The organism is Enterobacter sp. MGH 24 (assembly GCF_000493015.1).
In the GTDB taxonomy this organism is placed as follows: Bacteria; Pseudomonadota; Gammaproteobacteria; order Enterobacterales; family Enterobacteriaceae; genus Enterobacter.
This window is the reverse complement of sequence record NZ_KI535657.1, coordinates 3804159-3828408: the sequence shown is the minus strand read 5'-3', so window position 1 is coordinate 3828408 and position 24250 is coordinate 3804159. Positions and strand designations below refer to the sequence as shown.

The 24250-nt window shown below is 58.4% G+C and carries 21 protein-coding genes; 14 read left to right on the top strand and 7 right to left on the bottom strand.

Annotation, left to right across the window (positions count from 1 at the left end):
* Positions 1-36 precede the first annotated feature (36 nt).
* The 10 genes from L370_RS04005 (at position 37) to dsbG (ending at position 10633) form a co-directional block, all read left to right on the top strand.
* Positions 37-1407, top strand: a complete 1371-nt coding sequence (locus L370_RS04005) for a sucrose-specific PTS transporter subunit IIBC (protein WP_023335776.1) — start codon at positions 37-39, stop codon at positions 1405-1407.
* A complete protein-coding gene (locus tag L370_RS04010) occupies positions 1407-2813 on the top strand; it encodes a sucrose-6-phosphate hydrolase (RefSeq protein WP_023335775.1) in 1407 nt (468 codons plus the stop codon). The genes L370_RS04005 and L370_RS04010 overlap by 1 nt, the downstream gene beginning before the upstream one ends.
* Before the next feature lie 28 nt (positions 2814-2841).
* Complete coding sequence (locus tag L370_RS04015; protein ID WP_023335774.1) at positions 2842-3858, top strand: LacI family DNA-binding transcriptional regulator; 1017 nt, start codon at positions 2842-2844, stop codon at positions 3856-3858.
* A gap of 89 nt (positions 3859-3947) precedes the next feature.
* Complete coding sequence (locus L370_RS04020; protein ID WP_023335773.1) at positions 3948-5498, top strand: methyl-accepting chemotaxis protein; 1551 nt, start codon at positions 3948-3950, stop codon at positions 5496-5498.
* A 200-nt stretch (positions 5499-5698) separates the two neighbouring features.
* Positions 5699-6118 carry a hypothetical protein gene (locus L370_RS04025; protein ID WP_023335772.1) on the top strand — a complete coding sequence of 140 codons (420 nt, stop codon included), beginning with the start codon at positions 5699-5701 and terminating at the stop codon, positions 6116-6118.
* 5 nt (positions 6119-6123) lie between these two features.
* Positions 6124-6684: an RNA polymerase sigma factor gene (locus L370_RS04030; RefSeq protein WP_023335771.1), complete on the top strand. Its 561-nt coding sequence runs from the start codon at positions 6124-6126 to the stop codon at positions 6682-6684.
* Positions 6685-6771: 87 nt separating this feature from the next.
* On the top strand, positions 6772-7143 hold the full coding sequence (locus L370_RS04035) for a hypothetical protein (RefSeq protein WP_023335770.1): 372 nt from the start codon (positions 6772-6774) through the stop codon (positions 7141-7143).
* Between the two features lie 47 nt (positions 7144-7190).
* Entirely contained in the window at positions 7191-9215 is a 2025-nt protein-coding gene (locus L370_RS04040) for a protein-disulfide reductase DsbD family protein (protein WP_023335769.1), read from the top strand.
* A 6-nt stretch (positions 9216-9221) separates the two neighbouring features.
* Positions 9222-9833 (top strand): DsbA family protein, encoded by a 612-nt coding sequence (locus tag L370_RS04045; protein WP_023335768.1) that lies wholly within the window; start codon positions 9222-9224, stop codon positions 9831-9833.
* A gap of 41 nt (positions 9834-9874) precedes the next feature.
* Positions 9875-10633 carry a thiol:disulfide interchange protein DsbG gene (dsbG, locus tag L370_RS04050; protein WP_023335767.1) on the top strand — a complete coding sequence of 253 codons (759 nt, stop codon included), beginning with the start codon at positions 9875-9877 and terminating at the stop codon, positions 10631-10633.
* 39 nt (positions 10634-10672) lie between these two features.
* Here dsbG and L370_RS04055 read toward each other — a convergent pair whose 3' ends face one another.
* Positions 10673-11965, bottom strand: a complete 1293-nt coding sequence (locus L370_RS04055) for a glycoside hydrolase family 10-like protein (RefSeq protein WP_023335766.1) — start codon at positions 11963-11965, stop codon at positions 10673-10675.
* 7 nt (positions 11966-11972) lie between these two features.
* Entirely contained in the window at positions 11973-12260 is a 288-nt protein-coding gene (locus L370_RS04060; protein ID WP_023335765.1) for a VF530 family protein, read from the bottom strand.
* Positions 12261-12505: 245 nt separating this feature from the next.
* Between L370_RS04060 and L370_RS04065 the strand changes: the two genes are divergently transcribed.
* Positions 12506-13927 (top strand): hypothetical protein, encoded by a 1422-nt coding sequence (locus tag L370_RS04065; RefSeq protein WP_023335764.1) that lies wholly within the window; start codon positions 12506-12508, stop codon positions 13925-13927.
* 62 nt (positions 13928-13989) lie between these two features.
* Here L370_RS04065 and L370_RS04070 read toward each other — a convergent pair whose 3' ends face one another.
* Positions 13990-15477, bottom strand: coding sequence for a UbiD family decarboxylase (locus L370_RS04070; RefSeq protein ID WP_023335763.1), 1488 nt, complete (start codon positions 15475-15477; stop codon positions 13990-13992).
* A 110-nt stretch (positions 15478-15587) separates the two neighbouring features.
* Between L370_RS04070 and L370_RS04075 the strand changes: the two genes are divergently transcribed.
* Positions 15588-16472, top strand: coding sequence for a LysR substrate-binding domain-containing protein (locus L370_RS04075; RefSeq protein ID WP_023335762.1), 885 nt, complete (start codon positions 15588-15590; stop codon positions 16470-16472).
* Here the strand turns inward: L370_RS04075 and L370_RS04080 are convergent.
* The 4 genes from L370_RS04080 to L370_RS04095 all read right to left on the bottom strand — a co-directional run bounded on the left by L370_RS04080 (position 16463) and on the right by L370_RS04095 (position 19850).
* On the bottom strand, positions 16463-17356 hold the full coding sequence (locus L370_RS04080) for a LysR family transcriptional regulator (protein ID WP_032666610.1): 894 nt from the start codon (positions 17354-17356) through the stop codon (positions 16463-16465). The genes L370_RS04075 and L370_RS04080 overlap by 10 nt on opposite strands.
* A 1-nt stretch (position 17357) precedes the next feature.
* Positions 17358-18344 (bottom strand): MBL fold metallo-hydrolase, encoded by a 987-nt coding sequence (locus L370_RS04085; protein ID WP_023335760.1) that lies wholly within the window; start codon positions 18342-18344, stop codon positions 17358-17360.
* Positions 18345-18486: 142 nt separating this feature from the next.
* Positions 18487-19245, bottom strand: coding sequence for a 5'-nucleotidase, lipoprotein e(P4) family (locus tag L370_RS04090; protein ID WP_023335759.1), 759 nt, complete (start codon positions 19243-19245; stop codon positions 18487-18489).
* Positions 19246-19322: 77 nt separating this feature from the next.
* The gene (locus tag L370_RS04095; protein WP_023335758.1) at positions 19323-19850 is read right to left on the bottom strand and encodes a GNAT family N-acetyltransferase; all 528 of its coding nucleotides are present in this window, start codon (positions 19848-19850) and stop codon (positions 19323-19325) included.
* A gap of 132 nt (positions 19851-19982) precedes the next feature.
* On the opposite strand from L370_RS04095, the gene treZ reads away from it, so the two are divergent.
* Together treZ and treY are read left to right on the top strand one after the other, a co-directional pair.
* Entirely contained in the window at positions 19983-21770 is a 1788-nt protein-coding gene (treZ, locus tag L370_RS04100) for a malto-oligosyltrehalose trehalohydrolase (protein WP_023335757.1), read from the top strand.
* Positions 21767-24235 carry a malto-oligosyltrehalose synthase gene (gene treY, locus L370_RS04105; RefSeq protein WP_023335756.1) on the top strand — a complete coding sequence of 823 codons (2469 nt, stop codon included), beginning with the start codon at positions 21767-21769 and terminating at the stop codon, positions 24233-24235. The genes treZ and treY overlap by 4 nt, the downstream gene beginning before the upstream one ends.
* Positions 24236-24250: the final 15 nt, after the last annotated feature.

The window sequence follows — 24250 nt, the reverse complement described above, 5'->3', positions numbered from 1 at the left end:
TCGCACATCATAAAAAGAAGTCAGGCAGAGGTATCTATGGATTTTAATCAAATCGCCCGCGAGCTTATTCCGCTGCTCGGTGGCAAGGAAAATATCGCCAGCGCGGCGCACTGCGCAACGCGTCTTCGTCTGGTGCTGGTTGATGACGCGCTTGCCGATCAGCAGGCTATCGGCAAGGTCGACGGCGTAAAAGGCTGTTTCCGCAACGCCGGGCAGATGCAGGTGATTTTTGGCACGGGCGTGGTCAACAAGGTTTACGCCGCGTTTATTCAGGCGGCAGGGATTAGCGAGTCCAGTAAATCGGAAGCCGCGGATCTGGCGGCGCGCAAGCTGAACCCGTTCCAGCGTATTGCCCGTCTGCTCTCCAACATCTTTGTCCCGATCATTCCCGCGATTGTGGCATCCGGCCTGCTGATGGGCCTGCTCGGCATGGTGAAAACCTACGGCTGGGTCAATGCGGATAACGCCATCTACATCATGCTGGACATGTGCAGCTCCGCGGCGTTTATCATTTTGCCTATTCTGATTGGCTTTACCGCCGCGCGGGAATTTGGCGGCAACCCGTATCTCGGCGCGACGCTGGGTGGCATTCTGACGCACCCGGCGCTGACCAACGCCTGGGGCGTGGCCTCCGGCTTCCACACTATGAACTTCTTCGGCATTGAGATCGCGATGATTGGCTATCAGGGCACGGTATTCCCGGTGCTGCTGGCCGTCTGGTTTATGAGCATCGTGGAGAAAAACCTGCGCCGCGCGATCCCGGACGCGTTAGACCTGATCCTGACGCCGTTCCTCACCGTCGTGATCTCCGGCTTTATCGCGTTGCTGATTATCGGCCCGGCGGGGCGCGCGCTGGGCGACGGCATCTCCTTTATCCTGAGTACACTGATTGCCCACGCGGGCTGGCTGGCCGGGCTGCTGTTCGGCGGGCTTTACTCGGTGATTGTGATCACCGGTATTCACCACAGCTTCCACGCGATTGAAGCCGGGCTGCTGGGTAACCCGTCGATTGGCGTTAATTTCCTGCTGCCTATCTGGGCCATGGCGAACGTGGCGCAGGGCGGTGCCTGTCTGGCGGTGTGGTTCAAAACCAAAGATGCCAAAATCAAAGCCATTACCTTACCGTCGGCGTTTTCTGCGATGCTGGGCATCACCGAAGCGGCCATTTTTGGTATCAACCTGCGCTTCGTGAAGCCGTTTATCGCCGCGCTGATTGGCGGCGCGGTAGGCGGGGCCTGGGTGGTCTCAGTCCATGTCTACATGACCGCCGTGGGGTTGACCGCCATTCCGGGCATGGCCATCGTGCAGGCCAGCTCGCTGCTCAACTATATTATCGGTATGGTGATTGCCTTCGGCGTGGCGTTTACCGTCTCACTGCTGCTGAAATATAAAACGGACTCTGAATAATGACGTTACCTTCCCGCTGGCCTGCGATCCTGCAGGCCGTTATGCAAGGCCAGCCGCGGGCGCTGGCGGATAGCCACTACCCGCAGTGGCACCCCGCGCCGGTGACGGGGCTGATGAACGATCCCAACGGGTTTATCTGGTTTGCCGGCCGCTACCACCTGTTCTATCAGTGGAACCCGCTGGACTGCGGGCATCGGTTTAAATGCTGGGGGCACTGGAGCTCTGCGGATCTGGTGCACTGGCAGCACGAGCCGCTGGCGCTGATGCCCGACGAAGCGTATGACCGCAACGGCTGCTACTCCGGTAGCGCCGTGGATAACCAGGGCGTTCTGACCCTGTGCTACACCGGCAACGTCAAGTTTGATGACGGTAGCCGCACGGCCTGGCAGTGCCTGGCCGTGGAGCAGCCGGACGGAACCTTTACGAAGCTGGGGCCGGTGCTGGCGCTGCCGGAAGGCTACACCGGCCACGTGCGCGACCCGAAGGTGTGGCAGCACGACGGAGAGTGGTACATGGTGCTCGGCGCGCAGGATGTGCAAAAGCGCGGCAAGGTGCTGCTGTTTAAATCCGCCGATCTGCACGCCTGGACATCCTGCGGGGAGATCGCCGGTCACGGGGTCAACGGCCTGACGGACGCGGGTTATATGTGGGAGTGTCCGGACCTGTTCGCGCTCGACGGAACGCACGTCCTGATCTGCTGCCCGCAGGGGCTGGCGCGCGAGCCGCATCGCTATCTCAATACCTATCCGGCGACCTGGATGAGCGGGGCGTTTGACTATGCCAGCGCCGCATTCGATCACGGCGATCTGCACGAGCTGGACGCGGGCTTTGAGTTTTACGCGCCGCAAACGACGCTGGCGGAAGACGGTCGACGCATTCTGATCGGCTGGATGGGCGTACCGGACGGGGAAGAGATGCTTCAGCCAACCCGGGCGCACGGCTGGATGCACCAGATGACCTGCCCGCGCGAATTACGCTATCGCGACGGCAGGCTCTGGCAGACCCCGGCGCGCGAGCTGGCGGCGCTGCGTGAAGATGAGCAGCGCTGGCAGGGGCGCGCCAGCGAGGCGCCGGACCTGGACGCGACGCGCCTGGAGTTTGAGCTGAGCGCATCGCAGGTGAATGTCGATTTTGGCGGCGCGCTGCGACTCACGCTCGATGAGCAGGGCATACGCCTGGAACGCGCGAGCCTGAAAACCGGTGAAACGTTGACCCGCTACTGGCAGGGCGACGTCACTCATTTGCGCGTTCTGTGCGACCGCTCCAGCGTTGAAATTTTCATCAATCACGGTGAAGGGGTGATGAGCAGCCGCTATTTTCCTGACCATCCAGCCCGGGTGCGATTCGAAGGTGCGTCCGATATCACATTACGCTACTGGTCGCTGCGCGCCTGCATGATAGAATGAGGGTTTTGGCAGCCGGATCTAAGTCGTTGTGAGAAAAACAAAACGCGTCACCATTAAAGACATCGCGGAGCTGGCGGGCGTGTCAAAAGCCACCGCCAGCCTGGTCCTCAACGGGCGCAGCAAAGAGCTTCGCGTGGCGGAGGAGACGCGCGAGCGCGTGCTGGCGATTGCAAAAGAGCACCACTATCAGCCCAGCATTCACGCCCGGTCGCTGCGCGATAACCGCAGCCACACCGTTGGTCTGGTGGTTCCGGAGATCACCAACTACGGTTTTGCCGTCTTTTCTCACGAGCTGGAAACGCTGTGCCGCGAGGCGGGCGTTCAGCTGCTGATCTCCTGTAGCGATGAAAACCCGGGGCAGGAGACGGTGGTGGTGAACAACATGGTGGCGCGCCAGGTGGACGGGCTGATTGTGGCCTCCAGCATGCTTAACGATGCGGACTACCACAAGCTGAGCGAACAGCTGCCCGTTGTCCTGTTTGACCGCCACATCAACGACAGCTCGCTGCCGCTGGTGATCACCGATTCGATTACCCCAACGGCGGAACTGGTGGCCGACATTGCGCGCCAGCATCCCGATGAGTTCTACTTCCTCGGCGGACAGCCCCGTCTATCCCCGACGCGCGACCGTCTGGAAGGATTTAAGCAAGGGCTGCGTGATGCCGGCGTGGAGCTGCGCCCCGAGTGGATAATTCACGGCAACTATCACCCGAGCTCCGGGTACGAGATGTTTGCTGAACTCTGCGCCCGCCTGGGGCGTCCGCCGAAAGCGCTGTTCGCCGCCGCCTGCGGGCTGCTGGAAGGGGTACTGCGCTATATGGGCCAACATAACCTGCTGCAAAGTGATATCAGGTTAGCCAGCTTTGACGATCACTATCTCTACGATTCGCTGACGATTCCCGTGGATACCATTCGCCAGGATAACCGTCAGCTGGCGTGGCACTGCTTTGATTTGATTAGCAAATTGATTGAGGGCGAGACTCCCGAGCCGCTGCAACGGAAACTGGATGCTACCCTGCAGCGACGCTATAAGTCAGCGAAATAGCCCAACTTGATACTTCAATAACTTTAATTAATTTAAGTTTTGGAAGCGCCGATAACCATAAGGAATAATTTTCCTTGAGGTATTGGTTTATGTCGTTGAAAAAGTCGTCTCTGATCGTCCTGTTCTCACTGCTTTTCTTCTTTGTTGTCAGCACTGTGACCAGCGTTGGCCTCATCATTAAAAGTAATAATTCCCTGGATAACGTCAACAAAGAGATCCAGGTTGTGCTGTCCATTATTGACCCGATCAACCATAGCCGTACGCTGCGCGTCAGGGTGATGGAGTATGTGAAGATGGTGGAAGCGGGCAACGCGGCGGACGGGGCTGCAAAGCTCACCGCCGTGAAAGAGGCCTTGACCAAAGCGGACCACGCCTTTGCGGCCTTCATGGCTTCGCCGCGTCTGACGGATGAAGCGCCGCTGGTAAGTGCCTATCAGGATGCCTGGCAAAACTACCGCAACCAGGGGCTGGCGCCGCTGATCGATGCCGCCGAGGCGCACGATGTCACCAAATTCAACGCGCTGATCCCGGAAGTCTCCCGTCTCGACCGCCAGTACGAGATCGTTCTCGACCAGGTCCTTTCCGTCCACCAGAAATACGCCAAAACCCTGAACGAGGATGCAAGCAGCAATTTCGTCTCTGGCCTGGCGATCATTGCCGCTATCGCCAGCCTGTTTGTGGTGGTGATTATCGCCGTCAGCCTGCTGATTAAGCGCTTTGTGTTTGCGCCGGTCAACCTGGCGCGCGAGCACTGTAGCCAGATTGCGGCAGGCAAGCTGGATATTCCGGTGCCGGTTAAGGGGAGTGCACATAACGAAATCGACCATCTGATGAGCTCGATGGAGCAGATGCGTCAGGCGCTGCTGGCGACCATCGCCCAGGTGCGCGATGCGAGCCATACCGTGACGCACGCGGCCCAGGAGATTGCCTCCGGAAATATCGACCTGGCGTCACGTACCGAGCAGCAGGCTTCCGCCTTGACCCAGACGGCGGCGAGCATGGAAGAGCTGAGCGCGACGGTGGCGAACAATACCGACAACGTTTACCAGGCCGGAAAACTGGTGCAGGACGCGGTGAAAAATGCCCACACCGGTGAAGCGGTAACCCGCGAAGTCATCGACACGATGAATACCATCGCGGCGAACTCGAAGCGCATCGAGGACATTACCAGCGTCATCAACAGCATCGCTTTCCAGACTAACATTCTGGCGCTGAACGCGGCGGTTGAAGCGGCGCGCGCCGGTACGCAAGGACGCGGCTTTGCGGTCGTAGCCAGCGAAGTGCGGACCCTGGCGCAGAAAAGCGCGGTGGCGGCGAAAGACATCGAGAGCCTGATTGCCCAGTCGGTTTCCAGCGTGAAAAACGGTGCGGAGCTGGTGAGCCGCTCGGGCGAAGTGATTGACTCAATTATTTCGTCGGTGAATAAAGTGAATACGCTGATGGAGCAGATCTCCGTCGCCTCCGAAGAGCAGAGCCGCGGGATTAGCCAGGTCGGCCAGGCGGTGACCGAGATGGATGGCGTGACCCAGCAGAACGCCGCGCTGGTACAGCAGTCCGCTGCGGCAGCGGCCTCGCTGGAAGAGCAGGCGCAGCAGCTTTCGCGGAGTATTTCGAGTTTTAGTTTGCCGGTGCAGGCGTAAGCCTTTGACATGTGCCGGGTGGCGCTGACGCTTACCCGGCCTACGAAACCTGTAGGCCCGCGCAAGCGTTAGCGCCGCCGGGCAATAACCGCGAATGTGCGGCCCGAGTAATTATTTCATTCATCCCAGCAATATTTCCCTTCCTCATCCGTCTACCTCATCACACGCCATAATCAGTTACTGTAAACGAGGTAAACACCATGAGAGATTTTGAACTGCACGGCAGAGGTCACGGACGCGGATTTGGTCGCCACCGTATGGGCAAAGGTTTAGTCATCGGCGCGGTGATTTTCATCGTGCTCGGCCTGCTGGTGATGACCCTGTGGAACGCCTTGCTCCCGGCGATCCTCGGCGTGAAGGCCATCGGATTCTGGCAGGCGTTGGGCATTCTGGTGCTGAGCCGCATTCTGTTTGGCGGGTTAGGTTTCCGTCCGGGAATGTTTGGCGCGCACCGCCGGATGCACGAGCGCTGGATGAACATGACGCCCGAGCAGCGCGAGGCGTTTATTCAGCAGCGCCGCGAAGGGTTTGGTCGCCACGGCCGCGGCCACTGCGGCTGGCACGGTCATCGTGACGATAAGCGCGACGACGCCACGCCAAAAGCGCCGGAAGCAGAGTGAGCGAAATGAAAGCCGGGGAGGCGGGCGGAACCATGCTGATGTCGGCGCTCAATGCCTGCCGCGCCCGGCTGAAAGCCTTCATTCGCGGGCGGACGTCCGTTCGCGATGATGCCGACGACATTTTGCAGGAAGTGACCTATCAGCTGATGAAAGTGGAACAGCCGGTCGAAAACGTCGCCGCCTGGCTGTTCCGCGCGGCGCGTAACGAGATGACCGACCGGGCGCGTAAAAAGCGCGAGGTCTCACTCTCCGGCTATTTTACGGGCGAAGACGAAGAGGGTTTCCCGGAGGACGAGCTGGCCGAAACCCTGTTCGGCGTACCGCACACGCCGGAAGAGGAGTACCTCAAAACGCTGCTGTGGGAAGAGCTGGGGCAGGCGCTGTCTGAACTGCCAGCGCCGCAGAGGGAGGTGTTTGAAAAGACCGAACTCCACGGCTACAGCATTAAAATGCTGGCAGAGGAGACCGGTGCCAGCGAGCAGGCGCTGCTATCCCGCAAGCACAAGGCGGTGCTGTTTCTGCGCACGCGGCTGCGGGACGTCTACGACGCGCTGACGGGCGAATAGCGGCGACAGACAAAACCTTACACTTCCGGCACTTGTAGATTCATCACTATCGTTTATGATCGGGGCGTCTTGTTACTCTGGAACGTTATGCGCAACCGTCAGCTCCTCGGAAAATGGCTTTTGATCGTTACCTGTCTCGCGATGGCGCTTTGCCTCGTGCAGCGTGCGGTGATGCTCAACCATTTTTTACAGGGACTGGATCCGCAGATTTCTCTGAGTGCAGATGCCCCGGCTCAAAGCAGTAGCACCGAACAGCCCGGCCCGTCGCCATGTCAGCTGGGCGCACACTCGCTGCTTTGCGCGCAGCCGCTGTTCTTCGACGGCGCGCTACCGGCCATTATTATCTTCTTCGCGCTGCTGCAGCTGTTTACGCAAGGGCGGGCATTGGCTCCCGTCGAACAGCCCGTTCAGGCACCGCCTCCCCGAATACACCTTAAAAACTGCGTTTTCCGTGAATGAAAATCATCGTCCTCACACGATAATTTTCACTGTTCACGGAGTAATACATGGTTAACCTCTTCAGGGGATTCGTCTTCCTGTGGCTGTCCTGCATCGGCATTGTCCATGCGGCAGACACCGGCTGGCTGGTCTCCCCACAAAACGATCACGCCCGCATCCGCTTTCAGGCGGAGAGGGAGCAAACGCACGTTAAAGGCCTGCTCACCGTTGAGCTGAAGCCCGGCTGGAAAACCTACTGGCGATCGCCGGGCGAGGGCGGCGTCGCGCCAAAAATCGTCTGGCCGGAAGGCGTAACGGACAGCTGGTCCTGGCCGGTCCCGTCGCGCTTCGATATCTCCGGCATGACCACGCAGGGCTATCACGATAAGGTCACTATCCCGATTACGCTCGACGGGGTGAAGGGCGACACGCTCGACGGAACGCTCACGCTCTCCACGTGCAGTAACGTCTGCCTGCTGACGGACTACCCGCTGCGTCTCGATTTTACCCAGCCGGTGGATGAGGGCTTCCGTCGCGAGTTCGAGCAGGCGATGCGCGCCGTGCCCGGTACGTCAGGCGTATCCGCGGATCTCTCCGCCTGGCTCTCTGGCGACAAGCTGGTGATTACCGGCACGACGGACGGGAAGTGGGATAATCCGGGGATCTACTTTGACCCGCTGGAGGGTGACATTCTTCCCGGCGAGCCGGTCATCAAACACGACGGCAATACCCTTCGGGTGACGGTACCCGTGACCGACGAATGGGGCGAAAAACCCGCCTCGCTGGAAGGCAAGAGGCTGTCGTTTGTGCTGACCAGCGGCGGTCACGCGCAGCAAACCACCATGACCGTTGGCGCGACGCCTGCTGCACCTTCTGCGCCAGAAGGGACGGGCAAAATGGTGCTCTTTGCGCTGCTGGGCGGGCTGATCCTCAACCTGATGCCCTGCGTGCTGCCGGTCATGGGCATGAAGCTTAACAGCATCCTGCAGGCGGGATCGGACAGGCGCGCGATCAGGCTGCGTTTTCTGGCCACCAGCGCCGGGATCCTCACCTCCTTTATGCTGCTGGCCGCGATGGTGACCGCGCTGAAGCTGGCCGGGGCGTCGCTGGGGTGGGGCATTCAGTTCCAGAACCCGTGGTTTATCGGCCTGATGGTCGCCGTCACCTTCCTGTTTGCGCTGAACCTGTTTGGCGCGTTTGAGATGCTGCTGCCTTCCGCCGCCACGGGACGGCTGGCGACGGCAGGGGGATCGGGAATTGGCGGCAGCTTCTGCGAGGGAATGTTCGCCACGCTGCTGGCCACGCCGTGCTCCGCGCCGTTCCTCGGTACCGCGGTCGCCTTTGCCCTTGGCGCACCGCTGCACGTCCTGTGGCTCATCTTTCTGATGCTCGGCGTGGGCATGAGCCTGCCGTGGCTGTTCGTCGCCCTGGTGCCGAAAACGGCCCTGCTGCTGCCGAAACCCGGCCGCTGGATGAACACGCTCAAAGTCGTTCTGGGCCTGATGATGCTCGCCTCCAGCTTCTGGCTGGCAACATTGTTGAGCGTACATCTGGGCGAGTCGGTCAGCCAGATTGTGATGCTGGTGCTGATCGCCGTCGCGCTGGCGCTGTTCGCGCTGAAGGGGCAAAAATCCTCACCGCTGTTCTGGCTCGTGGTCATCTTGCTGTCGGCGTTCGGCGGGTATCAGGCGCGCGGGCTGCTTAACGCGCCGCCTGACGCGCCGGTGCAAAATACCGCGCAGACCATCCCGTGGCAGCCGCTCAGCGAGGAGGCCATCCAGCAGGTGCTGGCGCAGGGGAAACGGGTGTTTGTGGATATCTCGGCGGACTGGTGCGTGACCTGCAAAGTTAACGAGCATCGGGTGCTGAATCAGCCGGACGTTATTGCCGCGCTGCGCCAGCCGGACGTGGTGGCCCTGCGCGGAGACTGGAGCCAGCCGTCCGCGTTTATCGCGGATTTTCTGGCGAAGCGAAACCGTTACGCCATTCCGTTTAACGCGGTGTATGGCCCCGGCCTGCCTGACGGCGACATCCTCTCGCCGCTGCTGGACAAGCGCACTCTGCTCACCACCCTGAACAACGCAAAAGGCTAACGAATTATGAAAAAATTCCTTATTACGCTTCTGCTCCTGCTGGCCCCGGTTCAGGTGTTCGCTGCCCAGCCGCTGACGCCGGACCAGGAGCAGCGTGCGCAGAAGATGATCGCTGATTTCCTGTTTAACGATCCGAACTCCCCGCGCATCGGCGCGAAAAACCCAAAGCTCACCCTGGTGGTGTTTACCGACTACAACTGTCCGTACTGTAAAAAATTCGATCCTTACCTGGAGAAGATTGTCGAAAAATACCCGGACGTCGCGGTGGTCTTTAAGTTTTTACCTTTTCGCTCGGAAAGTTCGCTAACCGCCGCGCGGGATGCGTTAACGCTCTGGCGTGCGCATCCTGAGCAGTTTATGAAGCTGAACCACACCCTGATGGCGAAAAAGGGTTACCACGATGACGCCAGCATTCAGGAGGCGCAGAAGCGGGCGGGCGTGAGCGTGACGACGCCGGACGAGGAGAGTTTTCTGACGATCAGGCGCAGCCTGATCGTCGCGGAAAAAATGGGGATCCAGGGCACGCCCGCCACGCTCATCGGCGAGGGATTGCTGCCCGGCTGGGTGCCGTTTGAACAGTTCGACGAAATGGTCAGTGACGCACTGAAAAACCGCTAACCTGAAGGGGGCGGAATGCCCCCGACAAACCGGAGAGGGAAATGAAAAAATTACTGTTACTTTCAGCGCTGGCGACGTCAGGGCTGGTACAGGCGGCTGAAGCCATACCGGACGTGGTGAAGCACTTCAGCGAGCAGCAGAACATTAAAATCATCAAGAAGCTGGATGCGCCGGGCGGTGCGCCAGCCTGGCTGGGGCAGTATCAGGACATGGGCGTGACGCTCTTTTTAACGCCGGACGGCAAGCACGTCATTTCAGGCTATCTGTACGATGACAAAGGAAAAAACCTTAGCGAAGGTTATTTCCAGAAAGAGATCTACGCCCCGATGGGACGCGAGATGTGGAAAAAGCTCAACGCGGCGCATCCCCTGAAGGAAGGGGCGGATAACGCCCCGCGTAAAGTCTTTGTGTTTGCCGATCCGTTCTGCCCGTACTGCAAGCAGTTCTGGGCCGAAGCCCAGCCGTGGGTGAAGGCGGGCAAGGTGCAGCTCAACACGCTGCTGGTGGCGTTTCTCAACCCCAACAGCGGACGTAACGCCTCGGCGATTCTGAATGCGAAGGATCCGGTTGCGGCCTGGCGCGAATACGAGCTGTCCGGTGGGAAAAAATTGCCCAAGCCAGAAGGGGACGCTTCCCGCGAAACGGTAGCGATCCTGCAGAAGCACCAGACGCTGATGGACAGCCTGGGCGCTAACGCCACGCCGGCCATTTACTATCTGAATGCGGAAAATGAGCTGCAGCAGGTGGTCGGTATGCCGGATGCGCAGCAGCTTGAGGCGATGTTCGGGCCGAAGCCGTAAAAAACAGGCAGAAACAGGACGTTTCTGCCTGATAGTCACTTAGCTTCCCCAGCGCCCTTTCAGGTAGTTCACCGCCTGCTGCGTCTGCGGCTGGTTCAGGTAATCTTCCCGGAACAGGATGGTACCGTTGACGTTGGGCAGCGAATCGTTGAGATCGAGCTGCTTTTTCAGCTCCGGCACGCCGCCCTGAACCGTCCAGTCCGGTTCGTTTCTCGACGGCTCGCCCACCTTGTAGAACGCAATGCCGATATACAGGCGAGTGTGGGTCGGCTTCACCACGTCGGCCCACCATTTGGTCAGCACGTCGTAGCGCGCGGCATCCCGCGAGAAGGGCCAGTAAATCTGCGGAGCGATGTAGTCCAGCAGGCCCTGCTGCACCCACTGACGCGTATCAGCGTAGGACTCATCGTAGGCCGCGGCCCCGCGAGTGTCGGAGCCTGCCGGGTCAAAGGAGCGATTACGCCACACCCCAGCCGGGCTGACGCCAAACTCAACGTCGGGCCTGGTCTGTTTAATCGCGCGTGAAACCTGGACGATCAGCTGCTGCGTGTTATGTCTTCGCCAGTCGGCCTTTGAGGCAAATCCCTGACCGTACTGCCGCCAGGTCTGCGAATCATTGAGCGCGGACCCAGGTGATTCGGCGTAAAAGTAATCATCGAACTGCACGCCGTCTACCGCGTAATTCGCCACCACTTCGGTCACCACTTTGGTGATCCAGTCGCGCACTTCCGGAATGCCCGGATCGAGAACAAAGCGGTCCCCCGAGATGCGCACCCACTCAGGGTGCTGGACATAGACGCTGGACGGGGTCTGATAGGAAGTCCGGTTCAGGGCGGCGATGGTTGACGGCTTAGTGTTGGTCGACACGCGGTACGGGTTGAACCAGGCATGGACCTTCATGCCGCGCTTGTGCGCTTCATCCAGCATAAACTGCAGCGGATCGTATCCCGGATACTCGCCGATGTTGCCCGTCAGCATATCCGACCACGGCAAAATTTTTGATGACCAGAGGGCCGTGCTGTCCGGCTTCACCTGGAAAAACACCGTGTTAATACCGAGGCGCTTAAGGTTGTCGAGCTTGCCGATCAGCGCCTGCTTCTGCATCGCGATGCGCTGGTCCGCGCTGCGGCCGTTCACCGAGGCTACCGGCGGCCAGTCGAGACGAGAGACGGTTGCCAGCCAGATCCCGCGCATCGGCTCGTTTGCCTGCTGCGTCGGCTTGCTCGCGGTGGGGAGAGGGGTAACCAGTGACTTTGGTGGTTTAGAGGAGCAGCTCACAAGTAAAAGCGCGCAGGCAGCCAGCGCACCGATCCGTTTTACGTGTCGCGTCATTTGCGTATTAGCTCTTGATAATCCGACTGTTGGCCCAGGGATTAAAGGCGGGCTCCGCCTGTTCTGTGCTTGCCTCATCGTGGAGGGAGTCCAGATACAGGGCTTCGACCTCCGCGCGCGCCCACGGGGTGCGGCGCAGAAATTTCAGGCTCGATTTAACGCTGGGATCTTTTCTGAAGCAGTTAATTTTGATTCTGTCACCCAACTCGCTCCAGCCATATTTCGCCACCAGGGCGTTGACCATCATCTCGAGCGTTACGCCGTGCAAAGGATCGTTGGAAATATGTGCAGTCATAGGCGTCCGAATGTCTCGATTTTTAGGGGATTGGGGTAAACGCTGAAAGGGTACAAGAAAGCAGGGGAAGCGGCAATGCAATCCAGACTGGATATGCAATGGGGATGAGTGCAAGCGGAGTAAACCCACCTTATTTAAGCGTTAAGAGTGTTAGAGGTAAAAGTATAATATCGTCAGACACCTGACGTTCTCTGCATTGATGAAATCGTTGGTCACTTAATATCTAACCGTTCGTGAGAAATACTATGAGCAGCAGCGGCAATAAATTTACTTACCTGGTAGTTTCACCTCCGCATGTCCGTCGCAGGAACGATGAAATAGAAAAAATTGAGTTAAAAAAGTATCTCAATCGGCACGACGGCATTAAAAAACAGATCAATCATCCTTCCTACAGTGATGTTTGCGTAGCTTATAAGCCTCCTAAAACCATGTTATTACCTGTAGACACACTCGTTGCCAGAACCAAATTTTATGCGATCCCAGGTGCGCTGGAGTGTGGCTATTCACAAAGTATCAACTGGACTGCAGAAGGGATGTTAAATGCAGAAATACATAGAAAGATTAGTATATACGTACTCGCCAGATTAAAGCTGGCCGGCGCCTGCATTGGTATTAGCCATAACCGATCGTTTAAGGTGAAGAATTTTTACCAGTGCATTGAAGCCTCAGAGAAAGCGACTATTTCCTTTATTATAGGCGGTTTCTTTTGCTACCAGTCTGCAACCAACTGGTTAAACTCCAGACATGAACAAATCAACCTATTTATTCATGCCGGGCTCGCGGATAAAGCATCCTTAAGCCTTAAGCGAAAAAAAGGTAAGAAGACTACCCCCGATTATCTGATTGAGACAACCCAGGGGAAGTGGCACGTATTTGAGAGCAAAGGCGGCGAAAGTAGCAGTCGATGGCAGAGAATCGAAGAGGGCGTTGCGCAGTTAGAAAGCGTCACCAGAGTTGGCTGGAAAGGGCAAAAAAACCAGCCTATAAGCACCTTCGTCTGTACACACACGTCCATAGATTCAGGTAAAGAGATTGCGGTGAACGTTGTTGATCCTCTCCCTGGTCACTCGCGATCTATTATTCTCAATCGCGCTGTCTCTGTTCTTCTCACAAAAGCGTCATTAATCGATCTTTTTGACGTGCTGGCAGAAGATAAATCGAATGCCGTGTTTAGCATCCCGGGTATGCAGGGATGGAAATTTATCAACGCCCCACTGTATGATCACGTTCAGTTAGGTATCCCGGAAAAATACTCTGCCTTAAAAGGTGTATTAAGAATAGGGGTTGGGCAGTATCTAGCGCTTAAAGAAATAATGGATGACGCGCTTATGGAAGACGATGAAATGCCCACGCCGGAAGCCGTTGAAAAACGATTATCAGATCTATCTATGAAGCCCGACGATGTGCGCAACGCCATGACGCTCATAGCCCCCTTGCTGCATAAAAAACGCGCTTATGAAGATATACTGCATCTATTCTCTGAAAAACTTAAACTGCCTGAGCTGGCGGATAAATTTTGTCAGGAAGATGAACGGTTAGAAAAAGCATTATCCGAATCAGTAAGAAAGCATCGATCTCCATGGGGCGGCCTGGTGCGTGAAGCGCCAGCACCCGGTCATGATGACCCTTGGGAGAAAAAACAAAGACAGAATAAAATGAAGCCCTGACCTGAACAGCAGTAATGGGACAGAGAGGCCGCGCTGATGCGCGGCCTTAAGCTATCAAGCGGTTATTTTGTCTGGGTAAACAGCTCCGGCGCCCACGGACGCGGATCCACCTCCATAAACGGCGCGCGTTCGAAGCGATCCTTCAGCGCCCACGGCACCGTGCAGTCGAAGATGGTCTTGCAGGAGATACCGTTTGCGCGAATTGAGGTGCTGTAATCCGGCGACTGGGACGGATCCAGCTGGTGGCCGCGGATCCCCGGAATATTGGTGATGCTGACATCGCCCTGCATGCGGGTGGTCATCGCCCACAGGATGTCGTCGCTGTCGAAAATATCCACGTCTTCGTCGACCAGAATAATGTTTTTCAGCTCCGAATAGGTGGCTAACGCGATAAGCGCCGCCTGGCCCTGGCGTCCTTCGTCTGACGGCTGGCGTTTTTTCACCTGCAAAATACCGAGGAACTTGCCGCCGCCCGCGGTATGCGCATAGACGTTTTGCAGGAATCCCGGAATGGCCTCCTCAACGGCATTGCGGATGCTGGCCTCCGTCGGCAAACCGGCCAGAGTGGTATGTTCTTCCCCCGGTCCCACCAGCGTTTGCAGGATCGCGTGGTTTCGCATGGTCACGGCTTTCACTTTGATCACCGGCAGAGAGGGGTTCGCCTCGCCGCAGTAGCCCGGGAACTCCGGCATCGCGTGGCCGGTGTTGGTATGCTGATCTTCTCTCACGCGCACGCCAGGGAGCAGTTCGCCCTCGATGATGATTTCCGCCCGCGCGATCGCTTTCTCTTTTACCGCCACGCCCTGCACCAGTTGGACAGGCTGCTGGCGCAGCGCCCCGGCGACGCCCAGCTCGTTGTAGCCAAACGGCGTGGTGGGGGCCTCAAAGCACGCACCGATATAGATGGCCGGGTCGAGACCCATGTTGATCGTCACCGGCAGCGGTTTTCCGGCCTCTTCCGCCTTTTTGCGGAAGACTTCGATATGCCGACCGGCGGCAAGGAACATGGAAAGCTCGTCGCGCTCCTGGACGCAGAGGCGGTGAATGGTGACATCGGTCAGCGAGCTGTCTTCCGGATCGCTTGCCAGCACCAGCCCCAGACAGAAGAACGGGCCCGCATCAATTGGCGTATTGGTCGGTGCCGGAAGCAGCTTGCGCAGGTCGAAGTCAGGGTCGTCTGCGTAGAAAACCTGTTCCTGGCAGGGCGCCTGCGAGGCCGGAACGACAACCGGCGCAACCGGCTTTTTCACCGCCTGGCCGACGTGTTTTGCCAGCTCAGAGGGCTCGCAGCCCAGAAGCAGCGCCGCGCGCTCGCGGCTGGCGTGCATGCCCACCAGGATGCGGGAGCCTGGATAGCCCTTCACGCTGTTAAACATCATGGCCGGGCCCGTGCGGGTAGGACGTTTTACCGTGCCGCCCGCACCGATATGGCGGTAGACGCCCGCCAGCTCCGCGTTGGGATCGACCGGATAATCGGTTTCAAGATACTGCCCTTCGTGGCGCTGCAGCAAGGCGATGGCGCTGCGGAGATCGTTAATTGGGTTTTCCATATTTTCCTCCCTCGGTTGAATACCTCCATTCTTATGGCAATGACCAATAGCATCAATTGCATCATTACTGCTAAATTGATAAGTAAATTCATATCAAAAGGAGGCGTTCCGTGCAGTTTCGTCAGATGCGCAACTTCATCGTCGTGGCCGAAGAGCTTCACATGCACCGGGCCGCTGAGCGCCTTAACATGGCGCAGCCCGCGCTGAGCCAGCAGATAAAGGCGCTGGAAGAACGTCTGGGCGTCACGCTCTTTAGCCGGGCGAACCGCCGCTTAACCCTGACGCCCGCGGGCGACGCGTTTCTGGCGAAAGCCAGGCTCGCCATCTCCCTGACCGAGCAGGCGGTGCTGGACGCCAGGCAAACGGCAAGGGGCGAGCAGGGGGTGTTAAACCTCGGGTGCGTGTCGAGCGCGATGTTCGACGGCAGGCTGCCCGCCGCGCTGCGACAGATGCATACGCGCTGGCCGGCCATCACCATGTCGCTGATGACGGGAAATGTGCAGACGCTCTACGCCGCCGTGCAGAGTAACCAGCTGGATGTTGCCATTATTCGCGCACCGCTGCCGTCGCTGCCTGACGATCTGCAAAGCCGCCCGTTCACCTCAGAGAAAACGGTGCTGGCGCTGTATCGTCAGCATTCGCTTGCGGGATCTTCCGCGCTGACGCTTTCGTCAGTGAAAGACGAAAAATGGATCTCCCTGCGCGACCCGGAGGGAATGGGGCTGGAACAGTATTTTTATGACGCCTGCAGCGGGGCGGGCTTTCAGCCGGACGTGGTGCAAAACGCGACGGATGTGCCCACGGTGATAAGCCTGGTCTCGGCGGGGTTTGGGCTGGCGCTGCTGCCCGCGTCGGCAAAGGCGGTGAGCGTCGAGAATGTGGTTTACGTGGACATCCTCGACCGGCTCCGGGAAAGCGAGCTGACGCTGGTTTGTCACCGGATTATTCGCTCAGAAGTGCTTAAAAAATTCCTGATTACCCTCGATCACACCTGACGTCCGGCGGCCTGCAGCAGCTGCTCGCGCAGCCAGACGTTCGCCGGATCCTGGCTGTTTTTCGGGTGCCAGTACATGTTGATGGTAATCGGCTGGAGCGGCAGCGGCGGCGCAAAGAGATCCAGCGTGCTGGCAAACTGCTTCAGCATCCGTTCCGGCAGAGTGCACACCAGATCGGTTCCGGCAACAAGCGCAGGTGCCACGGCGTAGCTCTGCGTGGACATCGCGACGTGCCGCTGATAGCCCAGCCCGGCCAGGGTTTGATCGACAAAGCCAGTAAACGGATCCCCCGCCGATGACACCACCAGATGAGAAAGGGCGCAGTAGCTCTCCAGGTCTAACGCTCCGGTCCCGCGCGGATGGCCTTTGCGCTGGGCGGTGGCAAACGCGTCGTCGAGCAGTTTGCGCCTCACCCAGCCGTCATGGGCGCCCGCGCTTACGCCGATGTAGATATCCACATCACCGTTTTCCAGCTGCTGCGGCAGTTCGGCCATCTGTGGCAGGGCGAAGCGCAGACGGATACCGGGAGCATCGGTGCCTGTCCGGTTAAGCAGCCCGCTGCCCAGCATCAGCGCCGGGTTTTCATGCAGGGCGATAACAAAGGTCCGGCTGCTGGTGGGGGCAAACATCGCGCTGATGCCGCGCAGCACGCTCTCTACCTGCGGCTTAAGCGCTTCCGCTCGCGGCGTGGGCAGCACCCCACGTCCATGTGGGGAAGGAATAAACAGCGGTTCGCCAAACAGCGTTCGCAGACGCGCGAGACGGGCGGACAGCGCGGGCTGGCTGATGCCCAGCCGCGCGGCCGCATGGGTGATATTCCTGTCCTGAAGCAGGGCGTCCAGGGTCAGGATCAGGTCGATGTCCATGTCAGAGACGGGCGTCATTTTATTTCGCGCTGCCGGCGTCCCGGTTGGTATAGGTGACAGGGACCCAGGCATAGCCGCCGTTTTCGCCTTTGGTGACATACCCGATACCCGGGAACGGCAGATGGGGCGCGGCGACAAGATCTTTATTTTTCACAAAGTCGGCAAACGCGTGTTCGCGCACGCTTGCCGCTTTGTTCTGATCTTCATCGTAGGTAATGGTCACGTCAGGCTGCGGGAACTGGACCGCCGCGGCATGAATGATGTCGCCGACAAAGGTGATCTTCTCGCCTTTGCTTGTCAGCGTGTAGAAGGCTGAGCCGGGCGTATGGCCGGGATGAACCGTGCCGGTCAGCCCCGGGAGAATCTCCGATGTGCCGCTAAACGGTACTACTTTACCGGCGTCAAGATAGGGTTTTAAGGTCTTCTGCGCGACGTCAAAGTAGTTCTTGCCGTAGCCGGTTTTCTTCTGATTTTCGTCGTTAAAGAAAAAGTCGACGTCCGGTTTGCCAACGAAAACGCGGGCGTTGCTGAACACCACTTTTCCATCCTTCACCAGGCCGCCCGCATGATCGGAGTGGGCGTGGGTCAGCAGGACTTCAGTAATATCCTCGGGTTTAACCCCCTGCGTGGCGAGGCTCTCAATCAGACGTCCGCCGTTGCCGGGGCCAAAGAGCTGGCCTGAACCCGTATCCACCAGAATTTTATGTCCGGGCATCGCAATCAGGAACGCGTTGATGGACACCTCGGCGGGGTTGGTCTGGAAATTTTTCGCGAGCAGCGCATCAATTTTTTGCGGTGTTGTTCGGCGCAGCAGCTTGTGCAGATCCTGCGCGACGGTCCCGTCCGTAAACGAGGTGACCAGAACATCGCCGACCTGAACGCTGTATCCGCCCGCCGGTTGTTTAACAACGTGCTGAGGCGTCTCCGCCGAGGCCTGGAGCGCAGGATAGAACAGCAGTGAACTTGAAATCAGCGTGGACAGAGCAAGTTTTTTCACGGTAAGCATACGAGTCTCCTTTGAAAGCGCTCATCTTACTTCTTCGTAAAATTATAAGAACCTGCCCAGAAATGATAGGACCTATAAACGGGATGGATAGTCAACCGAAGGGCCGGCAAGACGGGCAATGCCTTTTCCGGCCCGTAAGACCTTATTTTTTCAGCGGTGCGTTCCAGCTATCCAAGGTGGCTTTGGACCAGGCGCCATAAGCAGCATTTGGCAGCACAATCCAGTCGTTTCCGAAGTGTTCCGCGCTGGCTTCAACCAGTTCACGCTGCTGTTCGCTCGGCTTTTTGTTTTTAAACTGCACGGCGAAATCCGGCAGGCTGTCGCCGAACAGCATCACGATCTGCTGCTTTTTGAGGATGCTCTGGCGACGCTCTTCCTTGCTGACCGTGTCCAGAAGCACGCTTTCATCGGACACCTGCGGAAGTCCCAGGGCTGTTAACGTCCTGAGCGTATCGGCTTTATTTTCCTGCATGCGGTCCGAAACATAATAGATACGGACCTTGCTTTGATTCACATGGTCAAGAAACGCCTTCGCGCCCGGAATTAAGCCGGGTTTTCCCTGTTTTTCCCAGTCGCTCCAGGTGTCCCATTTTGTAAAGTCGTGACACTGCTCGGTGTCACGCACCAGCAGAGGGGTGTTATCCAGCACCGTTTCATCCAGGTCCATGACCACGGCGTAATTTTCAGGCGTTTTCAGACCTTTTAACTTTTCATTGAAACGTTCGGTGGCAAACCGATAGGTTTGCAGCTGAAGAGCCATGATCTCTGCCGATTTCTGCTGATAGCGCAGCGCCATTTCGTACGCTTTGGGTTCACACAGGTCGCGCCCGGCGGCCGTCGCCGCTGCCGTTGCACTCAAAACAGGTAATGCCAGCAGTAATGCCTTCGCCATAAAATTCACGCTTCTTTCCTCAACGCCTTGTTTAAAATCCGCAAAGCGTAGTGAAGTTCAATGACAGAAATATGAAGGCCGCGCCGTTAGACCAGCATGTAATACCAGAACAGGGCGACCTCGTCTTTTTCCGGTAAGGCGTTGTAGAGAAAACGATCGTATCCGCCGAGGGTAAACCCGTAGTTGCGGTAAAACAGACAGGCAGAGACGTTCACATTTTGTGTTTCAAGCCGTAATCCCGGTGCGTTTACGCTGCGGGCCCAGACGTGCGCGGCGGCCATCAGTTTTTGCGCGGCGCCGGTTCTGCGTTTCGTGCGCTCCACGGCGATGTAATCCACCGAGATAAACTTATTCCAGCCGATTGACGCGGTAATAAAACCCGCTATTTCACCGTCATCCGTTTCGGCGATAAGAAATATGGCGTCCGGATTAACGCAGTGGTTTTCAAGGGTTTGGATGTCGAGTTCGTAGGTTTTAATCCAGGGCTCGGCGACGGCTTCGATATGCAAATCGCAGTGGATAAAGGGCTCTCGCGCAATGTGGCTAATGGTGAAAGAAAAGTCACAGCATTCAAGACGTACGAGGTCAGTATTTAATCCTTTTCGAATCTGCATAATTTTCCCGGTAGTGAGTTATCTCATAAAGAATAGACGAAGCGGTTAAATCCGCTGGCCTAACACACTTTTAATCCTGAACTAAGCTTGTACTTCGTTCCGCATAAAACGTGGGTCATTCGAGGACAATGAATGGAATTCAGGACATTTCAAAAGCAGTGGGGTGCTGAGTTTATTTCCGATGACGTGGTACGTTTTCGCGTCTGGGCAGAAGGACAGAAAGAACTTACGCTACGTCTGGCCGCCGCCGACGTGCCGATGGCGGCAGCTGGCGACGGCTGGTTTCAGGCAGACGTACCCGGCGTCACGCACGGCGCAGAGTATCAGTTTGTTCTTCAGGACGGCATGACGGTGCCCGATCCCGCCTCGCGCGCGCAGAAGGGGGACGTTAACGGCCCCTCCGTGGTGATCGATCCCCGGCGCTATCAGCCGGTCAACCGGGACTGGAGCGGGCGTCCGTGGGAAGAGACGGTTATTTACGAACTGCACGTTGGCACCTTTACCCCGGAGGGCACCTTCCGGGCGGCCATCGATAAGCTGCCGTATCTGGCAGAGCTCGGTATTACCCAGCTTGAAGTGATGCCCGTCTCCCAGTTTGGCGGAACCCGCGGCTGGGGCTACGACGGCGTGCTGCTGTATGCCCCGCACGCCGCATACGGCACGCCGGAGGATTTCCACGCGTTTATCGACGCGGCTCACGGGCTGGGTCTTTCTGTGGTGCTGGATATCGTACTTAATCACTTCGGCCCGGAGGGGAACTATCTGCCGCTGCTGTCGCCCGCGTTTTTCGATGCGGATCGAATGACGCCGTGGGGCAACGGCATCGCCTACGAGCGCGAGCCGGTGAGACAGTACATGACCGACGCGCCGCTCTACTGGCTGACGGAGTACCGTCTGGACGGTCTGCGCTTTGATGCCATCGACCAGATTAAAGACGGCTCGGATACGCATATTCTCGAGGAGATTGCCGCAAAAATTCGCGAGGCCATTCCGCACCGTCACGTTCACCTGACCACGGAAGACAGCCGCAACGTGATTTTCCTGCATCCGCACGATGAGCAGGGCAACACGCCGCTGTTCACCGCCGAGTGGAATGATGACTTCCACAATGCCGCCCACGTGTTTGCTACCGGCGAGACTCACGCGTACTACCAGGATTTTGCCTTTGAGCCGGAGAAAAAGTTTGCCCGGGCGCTGGCAGAAGGGTTTGTCTACCAGGGCGAAATTTCGCTGCAAACCGGTGAATCCCGCGGGGTGGAGTGCCAGACGCAGCCGCCGCAGTTCTTCGTCGATTTTATTCAGAACCACGATCAGACCGGGAATCGCGCCCAGGGCGAGCGGCTTATCACCCTGGCCGGTGCCGACAAGACGCGGGTGCTGCTAGCCGCGCTGCTGCTTTCCCCCCACATCCCGCTGCTGTTTATGGGCGAGGAGTTCGGGGAAACGCATCCGTTCCTGTTCTTCACCGATTTTCACGGCGATCTGGCAAAGGCGGTGCGGGAAGGGCGCGCAAAAGAGTTTACCGGCCATGCGGGACACGATGAAACCGTCCCGGACCCGAATGACGTGAACACCTTTGTTCGCTCAAAGCTCGACTGGAATAAGATTGCCACCGACGAAGGTAAAACGTGGCTGCGCTTCACGCGCCATCTGCTGACGCTGCGCCATCGTCATATTGTTCCGCTTCTGCGTCATGGCGGCACCGTTCAGGGCAAGGTGATCAAGACCGCGCCCGGCATGGTGGCGGTGAGCTGGCGCTTCCCGTCGGGGACGCTCTCTGTGGCGCTCAATATTGGTAATAAGCCCGTCGCGCTGCCCGATCTCGCGGGTGAGACGCGCTTTGCCTGGCCGGAAGTCACTGACGTTTTACCGCCGAACGCTATTGTCGTTCGCTTTGCTGATGGAGAAGCATCGTTATGATCCCTTCCGCCACGTACCGTATTCAGTTCCGTAATGGTATGACCTTTGACCGCGTTGCGGCGCTGGTGCCGTATCTGAAAGATCTCGGTATCAGCCACCTCTACGCGTCGCCCGTGTTTACCGCCACCGCGGGTTCCACCCACGGCTATGACGTGACCAACCCGAATGAAATTGACCCCGCAATCGGCGGACGAGACGGCTTCGACCGCATGGTCGCAGCGCTTAAGCAGGCCGGCATGGGGCTGATTCTGGACATTGTCCCGAACCATATGTCGACCTCGCTGGAAAATCCCTGGTGGCGGGACGTGATTGAATACGGCCAGCAGAGCCGCTATTTCCGCTACTTCGATATCGACGCGTCGCGCCCGCTCACGCTGCCGTTTCTCGGCGACACCTTTGAGGCGGAGCTGGAGCAGGGAGCCATCACCTTAAAACGTGACCCTGTCACGAAAAAGGCCGCGCTGGTTTACTATGACGCCGAGTATCCGCTCAACCCGGGTACGTACAGCGAGGATAAGAGCATCGCGGAACTGCATGACGCCCAAAGCTGGCGGCTGATGTTCTGGCGGGAAGCGCCGAAGCAGCTCTCGTGGCGGCGCTTCTTTGAGATTACCGGGCTGGTCGGCGTTCGGGTTGAAGACGAGCCGGTATTCGACGATACGCACCGGCTGATCCTTGAACTGGTCCACGCGGGCGTGGTGGACGGCCTGCGCATTGACCATGTCGACGGCCTGGCGGATCCGCTGGGCTATCTGCAGCGCCTGCGGCAGGCCACCGGGCCCGACTGCTACATTACGGTCGAAAAGATCCTCGCCAAAGGGGAACAGCTCCCCGCGGACTGGCCGATCTCCGGCACCACCGGCTACGAGTTTATCGCCTCGCTGGCGGAAGTGCTGGTCGACGACGATAACCTGTCGCGCCTGGAGACCATCCACGAGGAGACGCTGGGAATCACGGTCGATCGGCACGCTGAACTGCGCGATGCCAAGGGCCTGATGACCGATCGTAATTTTGAGGGTGAATTTACCACGTTGCTTAACCTTGCTGACGATCTGGCCCGCCGCAATGAGGTTGCGCTGCCGCGCGAGGAGATCCGCCACGCGCTGCGCGAGCTGCTTATCGCCTTTCCGGTCTACCGCACCTACGGCACCCGGGCGGGATTAACCTCGCCGGACGTGGCGCTGCTCAACCGCGTGGTCGCCAGCGTGGAGACGTCTGAAGCGGCGCTGAGCCTGATTGTGCGCATTCTTACCGGCGACCTGCCGGAAGATTGCCGCGAGTCCGCCGCGCTTTTCAGAACCCGCTTCCAGCAGCTCACCGGGCCGCTGATGGCGAAATCCGTTGAAGACACGCTGTTCTTTCGCCACAACCTCGAGCTGGCGCTCAATGAAGTCGGTGCCGACCCGACCCCGCGCGCGTTTTCCTTATCCCGCTTCCACCAGGAGATGCGCATTCGTCTGGCCCGTCAGCCCGACGCGCTGCTGGGCACCTCCACGCACGACACCAAGCGCGGGGAAGATGCCCGGGCACGTCTTTACACCCTGACGGAAGCGCCGGAACAATGGGGCAATAACCTGGCCCGCTGGCGGCAGATGAACCAGACCCAGGTGCGTTTTCTCAATGACGGTACCGCGCCGAACGCCGCTGATACCTGGATGATCTATCAGGCGCTGGCGGGCGTCTGGCCCGCCACGTTGTCACCAGACGACGCCGACGGGCTGAAATCACTCGAAGAACGTTTCCTTGGCTTTCTTGAGAAAGCGCTGCGCGAGGCGAAACAGCGCACCGACTGGATCGACAGCAACGAGAGCTATGAGAGCGTGGTGCTGAGCTACACGCGGCACCTGCTTTCCCCGGACAACACCCTGTTCCTGCATGATTTCAGCGAGGCGATGCGGCCCTTTATCCGGGCCGGGCTGATGAACAGCCTCAGCCAGACGGCTATCAAGCTGACGGCCCCCGGCGTGCCGGACATCTATCAGGGCAGCGAGGCGCTTAACTTTAGCCTGGTCGACCCGGATAACCGCCGGGAGCCGGACTTTCCGGCCCTGGAGCATAACCTCAGCGCGGCGGATGCCACGGTGTTTGACGACCCGGCATGCTGGCGAGACGGGCGCGTTAAGCAGTTCGTCACCGCCACGCTGCTGCGGCTTCGGCCGCACTACGATGCGCTTTTCCGCTACGGCGACTGGCTGCCGCTTAAGGTCTCCGGCGAGCGCGAGGAGAACCTGATTGTCTATGCGCGCGTTAAGGACGACGAGGCGCTGATTGTTGCCGTGCCGCGCCTGGTTTTTGGTGTCAACGGCAACGAAGAGCTGTGGATCAATACCACGGTAGCGATACCCGACGAACTGGTCGGGAAGCGCTATCGGGACCTGTTCAGCGGTGAAAGCCGCATTCTGCAAGAGACGCTGGATTTAACGTCAGAAAAGGGATGTGTACTGGTTCTGCTTACCTGCGAATAATCGTGGAGAACGAAA

Bases quoted from the DNA above. Each gene is read 5' to 3' on its own strand.
- L370_RS04035 (WP_023335770.1), top strand. From the start codon at position 6,772: ATGCGCAACCGTCAGCTCCTCGGAAAATGGCTTTTGATCGTTACCTGT.
- L370_RS04055 (WP_023335766.1), bottom strand. From the start codon at position 11,965: ATGACGCGACACGTAAAACGGATCGGTGCGCTGGCTGCCTGCGCGCTT.
- L370_RS04060 (WP_023335765.1), bottom strand. From the start codon at position 12,260: ATGACTGCACATATTTCCAACGATCCTTTGCACGGCGTAACGCTCGAG.
- L370_RS04080 (WP_032666610.1), bottom strand. From the start codon at position 17,356: ATGACGCCCGTCTCTGACATGGACATCGACCTGATCCTGACCCTGGAC.
- treY (WP_023335756.1), top strand. From the start codon at position 21,767: ATGATCCCTTCCGCCACGTACCGTATTCAGTTCCGTAATGGTATGACC.
- L370_RS04065 (WP_023335764.1), top strand. From the start codon at position 12,506: ATGAGCAGCAGCGGCAATAAATTTACTTACCTGGTAGTTTCACCTCCG.
- L370_RS04030 (WP_023335771.1), top strand. From the start codon at position 6,124: ATGAAAGCCGGGGAGGCGGGCGGAACCATGCTGATGTCGGCGCTCAAT.
- L370_RS04070 (WP_023335763.1), bottom strand. From the start codon at position 15,477: ATGGAAAACCCAATTAACGATCTCCGCAGCGCCATCGCCTTGCTGCAG.
- L370_RS04040 (WP_023335769.1), top strand. From the start codon at position 7,191: ATGGTTAACCTCTTCAGGGGATTCGTCTTCCTGTGGCTGTCCTGCATC.
- dsbG (WP_023335767.1), top strand. From the start codon at position 9,875: ATGAAAAAATTACTGTTACTTTCAGCGCTGGCGACGTCAGGGCTGGTA.
- L370_RS04010 (WP_023335775.1), top strand. From the start codon at position 1,407: ATGACGTTACCTTCCCGCTGGCCTGCGATCCTGCAGGCCGTTATGCAA.
- L370_RS04095 (WP_023335758.1), bottom strand. From the start codon at position 19,850: ATGCAGATTCGAAAAGGATTAAATACTGACCTCGTACGTCTTGAATGC.
- L370_RS04045 (WP_023335768.1), top strand. From the start codon at position 9,222: ATGAAAAAATTCCTTATTACGCTTCTGCTCCTGCTGGCCCCGGTTCAG.
- L370_RS04020 (WP_023335773.1), top strand. From the start codon at position 3,948: ATGTCGTTGAAAAAGTCGTCTCTGATCGTCCTGTTCTCACTGCTTTTC.
- L370_RS04085 (WP_023335760.1), bottom strand. From the start codon at position 18,344: ATGCTTACCGTGAAAAAACTTGCTCTGTCCACGCTGATTTCAAGTTCA.
- treZ (WP_023335757.1), top strand. From the start codon at position 19,983: ATGGAATTCAGGACATTTCAAAAGCAGTGGGGTGCTGAGTTTATTTCC.
- L370_RS04005 (WP_023335776.1), top strand. From the start codon at position 37: ATGGATTTTAATCAAATCGCCCGCGAGCTTATTCCGCTGCTCGGTGGC.
- L370_RS04025 (WP_023335772.1), top strand. From the start codon at position 5,699: ATGAGAGATTTTGAACTGCACGGCAGAGGTCACGGACGCGGATTTGGT.